This is a genomic window from Neisseria sp. P0008.S004 (assembly GCF_051962755.1).
GTDB classification, from domain to species: Bacteria; Pseudomonadota; Gammaproteobacteria; order Burkholderiales; family Neisseriaceae; genus Neisseria; species Neisseria subflava_A.
The window spans coordinates 1-251 of the sequence record NZ_JBQCUZ010000058.1 but is presented as its reverse complement, the minus strand read 5'-3'; the positions used below and the strand labels follow the sequence as shown (position 1 = coordinate 251).

The following is a 251-nucleotide window of genomic DNA, read 5'->3' as shown; positions in this document are numbered from 1 at the left end:
CCATCTGAGTACCGCCTGTTTTTCTCCGTCAGGCCGCAAACGGCCGGAAAGCCGCAGATAGCGCCGGTACACGGGAATCTGCCACTTTTTCGCTAAATCTTCAGGCGGCATATCAAGCAAACAGGCACTATGCACCGTGCCTGCCATCTGCCTGAACAAACTCTCGAAGCTATTTACAGGATAAAGCTGCCCGCAGCCCGTTGCGTCATCCGCATATGCTTGAGAAACAGAGACCGTCTGAATGCCGCTAT

At 53.8% G+C, this 251-nt stretch carries 1 pseudogene; it reads right to left on the bottom strand.

The features are described from left to right. Positions 1–251: pseudogene (locus tag ACTHSW_RS10930) on the bottom strand (hypothetical protein); the annotation flags it as partial.